This is a genomic window from Oryzihumus sp. (assembly GCF_036391795.1).
Classification (GTDB): domain Bacteria; phylum Actinomycetota; class Actinomycetes; order Actinomycetales; family Dermatophilaceae; genus Oryzihumus.
Genome location: NZ_DASVZH010000121.1, coordinates 1 through 8,048, shown reverse-complemented (window position 1 = coordinate 8,048; position 8,048 = coordinate 1). Strand labels below are relative to the sequence as shown.

General features: G+C 74.9%; 7 protein-coding genes. 3 read left to right on the top strand and 4 right to left on the bottom strand.

The window, feature by feature from the left end; translation table 11 throughout:
* Nucleotides 1-51: 51 nt before the first annotated feature.
* Genes VF825_RS07050 through VF825_RS07040 form a run of 3 tightly spaced genes read right to left on the bottom strand, consistent with a single transcriptional unit; the run spans nt 52 to nt 2,739 of the window.
* Nucleotides 52-2,235: a heavy metal translocating P-type ATPase gene (locus VF825_RS07050; RefSeq protein ID WP_331111591.1), complete on the bottom strand. Its 2,184-nt coding sequence runs from the start codon at nt 2,233-2,235 to the stop codon at nt 52-54.
* Entirely contained in the window at nt 2,232-2,447 is a 216-nt protein-coding gene (locus VF825_RS07045; RefSeq protein WP_331111589.1) for a heavy-metal-associated domain-containing protein, read from the bottom strand. The genes VF825_RS07050 and VF825_RS07045 overlap by 4 nt, the downstream gene beginning before the upstream one ends.
* Before the next feature lie 10 nt (nt 2,448-2,457).
* Entirely contained in the window at nt 2,458-2,739 is a 282-nt protein-coding gene (locus tag VF825_RS07040; protein WP_141790146.1) for a metal-sensitive transcriptional regulator, read from the bottom strand.
* Between the two features lie 158 nt (nt 2,740-2,897).
* Here VF825_RS07040 and VF825_RS07035 point away from each other — a divergent pair, with 158 nt between their 5' ends.
* Together VF825_RS07035 and VF825_RS07030 are read left to right on the top strand one after the other, a co-directional pair.
* On the top strand, nt 2,898-4,613 hold the full coding sequence (locus tag VF825_RS07035) for an FAD-dependent oxidoreductase (RefSeq protein WP_331111585.1): 1,716 nt from the start codon (nt 2,898-2,900) through the stop codon (nt 4,611-4,613).
* Complete coding sequence (locus VF825_RS07030; RefSeq protein WP_331111582.1) at nt 4,610-5,995, top strand: adenylate/guanylate cyclase domain-containing protein; 1,386 nt, start codon at nt 4,610-4,612, stop codon at nt 5,993-5,995. Before VF825_RS07035 ends, VF825_RS07030 begins: the two co-directional genes overlap by 4 nt.
* On the opposite strand, the gene purB is transcribed toward VF825_RS07030, so the two are convergent.
* Nucleotides 5,980-7,389, bottom strand: coding sequence for an adenylosuccinate lyase (gene purB, locus VF825_RS07025; protein ID WP_331111580.1), 1,410 nt, complete (start codon nt 7,387-7,389; stop codon nt 5,980-5,982). The genes VF825_RS07030 and purB overlap by 16 nt on opposite strands.
* Nucleotides 7,390-7,502: 113 nt before the next feature.
* Between purB and VF825_RS07020 the strand changes: the two genes are divergently transcribed.
* Nucleotides 7,503-8,048, top strand: a 546-nt coding sequence (locus VF825_RS07020; protein ID WP_331111578.1) for an amidase family protein, incomplete at its 3' end; no start/stop codon positions are given.

Genomic DNA, 8,048 nt, shown 5'->3' with positions numbered 1-8,048 from the left:
CCGTTGGGGTCGCGGCCTCCTGCTGTGTCCGGGCTCGGTGCCGGCGGATCCTCAGTGCCGGCGGAACGTCTTCAGCCGCAGGCTGTTGGTCACGACGATCACGCTGGACAGGGCCATGGCGGCGCCGGCGACCATCGGGTTGAGCAGGCCCAGCGCGGCGAGCGGGATCGCGGCGACGTTGTAGCCGAACGCCCACGCGAGGTTCTGCTTGATGACCCGCAGGGTCCGGCGTGAGAGCGCGACCGCGTCGGCGACCGCGGCCACGTCGGGCCGCATGAGCACGATGTCGGCGGACTCGATCGCCACGTCGGTGCCGCTGCCCATCGCGATGCCGAGGTCGGCCTGCGCCAGCGCCGCCGCGTCGTTGACGCCGTCGCCGACCATGGCCACCACGTGGCCCTGCTGCTGGAGCCGGTGCACCGCGGCGTGCTTGTCCTCGGGCAGCACGTCGCTGAGCACGTGCGCCGGGTCGACGCCCACGGCTTGGGCGACGACCTGCGCGGTCTGCGCGTTGTCCCCGGTCAGCAGGTATGCCGTGAGGCCCAGCTCGCCGAGGTCGCGCACCGCGTCCGCGGAGGACTCGCGCACCTCGTCGGCCACGGTCAGCGCGGCCCGGGCGGTGCCGCCCCAGCCCACCCAGACGGTCGTGCCCGGCGCGGTCACCTGGGCGATCTCCTCGGGCACCCGCTCGAACATCTCGGCCTTGCCGACGGTGATCAGGGTGTCCTTGATGAACGCCCGCGCGCCGGAGCCCGCCAGCGCCTCGAAGCCGGTGACCGCCGGCACGTCCAGGCCACGGTCGCGCGCGGCGGTGACGACCGCCCGGGCGACGGGGTGCTCGCTGCCGGCTTCGACCGCCGCCGCGGTGCGCAGGGCAGCCGTCACCGACAGCCGCCCCGCGGCGCGGACGTGGGTCAGCTTCGGCGCGCCGACGGTGAGCGTGCCGGTCTTGTCCAGCACGACCGTGTCGACCTGGCGGGTGCTCTCGAGCACCTCGAGGCCCTTGATGAGCACCCCGAGCTGGGCGCCGCGTCCGGTGCCGGCCAGCAGCGCGGTCGGCGTGGCCAGGCCCAGCGCGCACGGGCAGGCGATGATGAGGACCGCGACGGCGGCGCTCAGCGCGCTGGTCACCGGCTGCCCGGCGACCATCCACCCGGCGAAGGTCAGCACGGACAGGACGAGCACGGTGGGGACGAAGACCGCCGAGACGCGGTCGGCCAGCCGCTGGACCGGCGCCTTGCCCTGCTGGGCCCGCTCGACCAGCCGGGTCATCGCGGCCAGCGTGGTCTCCGCGCCGACACGGCGCGCCTGGACCACCAGCCGGCCGCTGGTGTTGATCGTCCCGCCGGTGACCTCGTCGCCCGGGCCGGTGTCGACCGGCATCGACTCCCCGGTCACCAGGCTGCGGTCGACCGCGCTGGTGCCGTCGACGACGACCCCGTCGGTGGCGATCTTCTCGCCGGGCCGGACGAAGAAGTGGTCGCCGACCGCCAGCTCGGAGACCGGGATGCGCACCTCGGTCGTGACCCGGCTGGCCGGGTCGATCCGCTGGACGGCGACGTCCTTGGCGCCGAGCTCCATGAGGGCCTGCAGCGCCGAGCGACCCGACGCGCGGGCGCGGGACTCGGCCCAGCGCCCGGCGAGCAGGAACGTCGTCACGACCGCGGCCACCTCGAAGTAGAGGTGCATGGTGTTGCCGGTGAGCACGGCGACCAGGGACCAGCCGTAGGCGGCGAGCACGCCGAGGGAGACCAGGGTGTCCATGGTCGAGGAGCGGTGCCGGGCGTTGACCGCCGCGGCCCGGTGGAAGGGCCAGGCCGCCCACGCCACGATCGGCGTCGCGAGGGCGAGCTCCAGCCACGGCCACACCGGCGACTCCGGCAGCGGGGCCATGCCCAGCACCACCACCGGTATCGCGAGTGCCAGGGACACCAGGGCCCGCACCTTGAGCTGCCGCTCACCGAGGACGTCGTGGCCGGCGTGCCCGTGGTCGGCCGGCGCCTCGGGGTGCAGGACCCGGGCGCTGTAGCCGGTCTGCTCCACCGTCGCGACGAGGTCCGCGGGGGTGAGGGGCACGGCATACCGCACGTGCGCGCGCTCGGTGGCGAGGTTGACGCTGGCCTCCACGCCCTCGAGCTTGTTGAGCTTGCGCTCGATGCGCGCCGAGCAGGAGGCGCAGGTCATGCCCCCGATGGCCAGGTCGACCTCGTGGCTGGCGTGGTGGGAGGTGCTCATGTGGCGACCGAGTATCCCGCCTCCGCGACGGCGGCGCGCACGGCGGCCGGGTCCAGGGGGGCGTCACTGGTGATGGTCACCGGCGACGCGGCGCCGGCGTTCAGGTCGACCGCCACGTCGGTCACGCCCGGCACGGCCGAGAGCTCCTCGGTGACCGCGTGGGCGCAGTGCCCGCAGGTCATCCCGGTGACGGTGATGGTGGTCTGGCTCATGGGTGGCTCCTCAGCTGCGGACGAGTCGGGCGATGGCGGCGGAGGCCTCGGCGACCTTGGTGGCGGCCGCCTCGTCGGACTCCCGCGCGGCGTCCACGACGCAGTGCCCGACGTGGTCCTCGAGCAGGCCGAGGCTGACCGCCTGCAGCGCCTTGGTGATGGCGCTGACCTGGGTCAGGACGTCGATGCAGTACGTGTCGTTCTCCACCATCTTGTGGACCCCGCGGACCTGTCCCTCGATGCGGCGCAGCCGCTTGAGATAGTCGTCCTTGGTGCCGGTGTAGCCCGCCATGGCGCCTCCTGTGCCGGTGTGTCGCCTGGTCCAACGATATACCCCCAAGGGGTATTCCTGCCGGCAACGCGCTGCGACAAAGGGGGGATCCCGCACCGGGGCCCACAGTGCCATCCTGACCCCGAACCGGTGGCCCGGCCGCCGGCCCGGGAGGCACGATGACCCGACCCCTGATCCTGGCGGTGGACGCGGACCCGGCCTCGCTGTCGCGGATCGAGACCGCCCTGCAGCGCCGCTTCGGCGCCGACTTCCGCGTGCGCGGCGAGCTCTCCTCCGCCGACGCGCTCCGCCTGCTCGAAGGGGCACTGGACCGGGGTGAGCCGGTCGCGGTGGTGCTGGCCGACCAGTGGCTGCCGGGGCTCTCCGGCGCCGAGCTGCTCGCCCGGCTGCGGGTGCTGCACCCCGACGCCCGGCGCGCGCTGCTGGTGGAGTGGGGGGCCTGGGCCCACCGGCCCACCGCCGAGGCGATCCTGCGGTCGATGGCGCTGGGCGACATCAGCTACTACGTGCTCAAGCCCTGGAGCAGCCCGGACGAGCTGTTCGTGCGGACCGTCTCCGAGTTCGTGCAGGAGTGGTCCCGCTCGGCGGTGACCACGGAGCGGGAGGTCGTCGTCGTGGCCGGCCGGCACGACCCCCGCGCCCACGGCGTGCGCAGCCTGCTGACCCGCAACGGCATCCCGCACGCCTTCGTCGAACGGGGCTCGGCGGAGGGCATCAGCACGCTGCGCCGGATCGCGGTGGAGTCCGCCGAGGACGCGGACGGCCCCACAGTGGTGTGGATGCCCGCGCTCGGCGGCACCGTGCTGGAGGACCCGACCGACGCCGACATCTGCGAGGCCTGGGGGATCAGCACCACGCTGGAGCCGGACGAGCGGCGCTTCGACGCCCTCGTCGTCGGGGCCGGTCCCGCCGGGCTGGCGGCCTCGGTCTACGGCGCCTCGGAGGGGCTGCGGGCGCTGACCGTCGAGCGCGAGTCCCTGGGCGGCCAGGCCGGGTCGAGCTCGCTGATCCGCAACTACCTGGGCTTCTCCCGGGGCCTCAGCGGCGCCGAGCTGGCCCAGCGCGGCTACCAGCAGGCGTGGGTGTTCGGCGCGCGGTTCGTGCTGACCCGCGAGGTGAGCGCGGTGCGCCCGGCGGACGGCGGGTTCGTCGCGACCCTGACCGGCGTCGGCGACGTGACCGCCACCACGGTCGTCCTGGCCAGCGGGGTGTCCTACCGCCGCCTCGGCATCGCCGACCTCGAGGCGCTCACCGGCGCCGGGGTCTACTACGGCGCCAGCGTCTCCGAGGCGCACGGGCTGGCCGGGCTGCACGCCGTCGTCGTCGGTGGCGGCAACTCCGCCGGGCAGGCCGCCCTGCACCTGCAGCGGTATGCCGCCCACGTCACCCTCGTGGTCCGCTCCGCGGCCCTGACGGACGGCATGTCCGCCTACCTGACCGGGGAGATCGAGTCCAGCGCGCGGATCACCGTGCGCACCAACGCCGAGGTCGTCGGCGGGGGCGGCGCCGGCTGGCTGCAGGAGGTGCGGATCGCCGACCGCGCCAGCGGCGAGGTCGAGACGATCCGGGCCGACGGGCTGTTCGTCATGATCGGCGCCGAGCCGCGCACCGACTGGCTGCCGCAGCAGGTGGCCCGCGACCGGCGGGGCTTCGTGCTCTGCGGTGCGGACGCGCTCGCCGCCGGGGCGTGGCCGCTGGAGCGGCCGCCGCTGCCCTACGAGACCGGGCTGCCGGGGTTCTTCGCGGTCGGTGACGTGCGGGCCGGGTCGGTCAAGCGGGTCGCCAACGCGGTCGGGGAGGGCTCGGTGGTGGTCTCCCAGCTGCACGAGTACCTCGCCGGGTTGCGGGCGGCCGCGTCGGCGACGCCCCGGTGAGCCCCCGGCTGTCGGGCCCGACGGCCCGGCGGGTGGGTGCCGGGGTGGCCCTGGTGCTGCCGATGGCCGGGCTGCTCCTGCTGTTGCAGCGCCCCGGTCTGGACGCGGTCTGGGAGCACCACCCCTCGCACTTCTGGCTGGTCCTGCTTGCCGCCCTGCTCAGCGCGGTCGTCGCCTACGGCACCGGCGCGGCCGCCCTGGCCCGCGGGGACGCCCGCGTGATGCTGGTGTCGCTGGCCTTCCTGTCGGCCGCCGGCTTCCTCGGGCTGCATGCCGTGGCGACCCCGGGGGCCGTCCTGGACCACCCCAACGCCGGGTTCGTCGTGGCGATCCCGGTCGGGCTGGCCCTCGGCGCCGTGTTCGCCGCCTGGTCCAGCGCCGACCTCGAGGGCGAGCGGGGCGTGCGTGTCATGCGCGTGGCCCGCTGGCTGCGCGCCGGCCTGCTCGCCCTCATGGGACTGTGGGCGGTGGCCTCGCTGGCCGAGCTGCCGCCGCTGAACGGCCACCAGCCGCCCGAGCGTGCGGCCGGTCCGCTGGTGGTCACCGCCGTGCTGGGCATCGTCCTGTACGGCGTGGCGGCCGCCCGCTTCCTGGCCCTGTGGGGGGCCCGGCCGGCGGTGATGCTCCTGGCCATGGCGGCGGCGTTCGTGCTGCTCGCCGAGGCGCTGATCGCGGTGGTCTACGCGCCGAGCTGGCACCTGAGCTGGTGGGAGTGGCACGTGCTGATGCTCCTGGCCTTCAGCCTGGTCGCCTGGGGCGCGCGGGTGCAGTGGCACGAGGAGCGCTACGCCGACCTGTACCTGGACCAGACCCGGTCCGGCACGCGCGAGATGAGCATCCTGTTCGCCGACCTCCAGGGCTTCACGAGCTTCTCCGAGGCGCACGACCCCCAGCAGGTCACCGCCATGCTCAACGCCTACTTCGAGGTGGCCATCCCGCCGGTCGTGCGCCGGCACGGCGGGGACGTCGACCGGATCATCGGCGACGCGCTGATGGTGACGTTCAACAAGCGCGGCGACCAGCCCGACCACGCCCGACGGGCCGCCCTGGCCGCGCTGGACCTGCAGGAGGCCACCGGCACGGTGGCCGCCGCGCACGAGGGCTGGCCGCGCTTCCGGGTCGGGGTCAACAGCGGCGAGGTGTCGCTGAGCCTGCTCGGCGCCGCCGGGGGCCGCACCCACACCGTCATCGGCGACACGGTCAACGTGGCGTCCCGGCTGGAGGGGAAGGCGCCCGTGGGCGGCGTGGCGATCGGCCCCGCCACCCGCGACCTCCTGCCCGGTGCGGTCACCGAGCGGCTCGGCGCGCTGGAGCTCAAGGGCCGCGCCGAGCCGGTCGAGGCGTGGGTGCTGCTCGGCCTGGAGGACTACTCGCCGAGGTAGTCGACCAGCTGCGGGGCCAGGCCGACGTAGGTCGCCGGGGTCAGCTCGAGGAAGCGCTTCTCGACGTCGTCGGGCAGGCCCAGGCCGCGGACGAACTCGCGCAGGTCCTCGCCGGTGATCCGGCGGCCGCGGGTGAGCTCCTTGAGCCGCTCGTAGGGGTTCTCCATGCCGGCCACGCCCTGGGCGGCGAGGGCGCGCATCGCCGACTGGACCGGCTCGCCGAGCACCTCCCAGTTGGCGTCGAGGTCGGCGGCCATCGCTGCCGGCACGGCGTCGAGGCCGGCCAGGCCACGGGTCACGTTGTCGATGGCGAGCAGGCTGTGGCCCAGGGCGGTGCCGATGTTGCGCTGCATGCTGGAGTCGGTCAGGTCGCGCTGGAGCCGGGACTGCACCAGCGTCGAGCCGAGCACGTCGAGCAGGGCGTTGGACACCTCGAGGTTGGCCTCGGCGTTCTCGAACCGGATCGGGTTGACCTTGTGCGGCATCGTGCTCGACCCGACCGTGCCCTGGCCGCGGACCTGAGCGAAGTAGCCCAGGGAGATGTAGGTCCACACGTCGGTGCACAGGTTGTGCAGCACCCGGTTGAACCGCGCGACGTCGGCGTAGAGCTCGGCCTGCCAGTCGTGGCTCTCGATCTGGGTGGTGAGCGGGTTCCACGTCAGCCCGAGGCCCTCGACGAAGGCCCGGCTGATCGCCGGCCAGTCCGCCTCGGGCACCGCGGCGAGGTGCGCGCCGTACGTGCCGGTGGCGCCGTTGAGCTTGCCGAGGAACTCGGCCCGGCCGACCCGGGCGAGCTGGCGGCGCAGGCGGTGGGCGAGCACCGCGAGCTCCTTGCCCATCGTCGTGGGGGTCGCCGGCTGGCCGTGGGTGTGCGCCAGAAGCGGCACCTCGCGCAGGTCGCGGGCCATCGCGGCGACGGCGTCGACCAGCGCGGTCGCGCGGGGCAGCCACACGTCGGTGACCGCGCCCTTGACCATGAGGGCGTAGGACAGGTTGTTGATGTCCTCGCTGGTGCAGGCGAAGTGGACCAGCTCGGACAGGCTCGCCACGTCGGAGTCGGCGGCCTCGGTCAGCCGGCGCTTGAGGTAGTACTCGACCGCCTTGACGTCGTGGACGGTCTCGCGCTCGATCTCGGCGAGCTCGGCCACGTCGGCCGGGCCGAAGCCCTCGACCACCGCGCGCAGCCGGGCCTGCTCGGCCTCGCTCAGGGCGCGCACGCCCGGGACGACGCCGTGGCTGGTCAGGTGGATCAGCCACTCGACCTCGACGCGCACGCGCTCGCGGTTGAGGGCTGCCTCCGAGAGGTGGTCGACCAGCGGGGCGACGGTGCCGCGGTAGCGGCCGTCGAGGGCGCCGAGGGCGATGGGCGGGGTCGCGTCAGCAAGCGAGGCCATGGTGGCCATCATCCCAGACGGCCCGAGCCGCCCGGGACGACGGCCACCCGGCGACACGGCATACCGGGGCCGGCGTCCCGCCCGCGGGGCGGCCGCGGGCCTAGCCTGCCGGCGTGGACCACACGTTCCCGCCGGCGCGCGGCCTGGTGCAGGAGGTCGCGGCGCTGCGCGCCGCCGCCGACCTGCGCGAGCACGCCGCGAGCGCCGTGGAGCGGGTCGAGGCGCACGACCCGGTGCTGCAGGCGTTCTTGCCGGAGCCGCACCGGTGCGAACGCGTCCTGGCCGAGGCCGGGCGGCTGTCCCGGCGCTGGTCGCCGCGGCCGGACCGTCCGGCGCTGTACGGCGCCACGGTGGGGGTCAAGGACGTCCTGCGGGTCGACGGGCTGGAGACGACCGCCGGGTCGGCCCTGCCGCCGCAGGTCCTGGGCGGGCCCGAGGCGTCGGTGGTGCGCAGGCTGCGGGACGCCGGCGCGCTGGTCCTGGGCAAGACCGTGACGGCCGAGTTCGCCCACGCTGCACCGGGTCCCACCCGCAACCCGCGCGCGCTGGGGCACACCCCGGGCGGGTCGAGCAGCGGGTCCGCGGCGGCGGTGGCAGCCGGGCTGGTCAGCCTGGGCGTGGGCACGCAGACGGTGGGCTCGACGATCCGCCCGGCGGCC

Coding starts and splice junctions, on each gene's coding strand:
- VF825_RS07035 (WP_331111585.1), top strand. CDS start 2,898: ATGACCCGACCCCTGATCCTGGCGGTGGACGCGGACCCGGCCTCGCTG.
- purB (WP_331111580.1), bottom strand. CDS start 7,389: ATGGCCTCGCTTGCTGACGCGACCCCGCCCATCGCCCTCGGCGCCCTC.
- VF825_RS07050 (WP_331111591.1), bottom strand. CDS start 2,235: ATGAGCACCTCCCACCACGCCAGCCACGAGGTCGACCTGGCCATCGGG.
- VF825_RS07040 (WP_141790146.1), bottom strand. CDS start 2,739: ATGGCGGGCTACACCGGCACCAAGGACGACTATCTCAAGCGGCTGCGC.
- VF825_RS07045 (WP_331111589.1), bottom strand. CDS start 2,447: ATGAGCCAGACCACCATCACCGTCACCGGGATGACCTGCGGGCACTGC.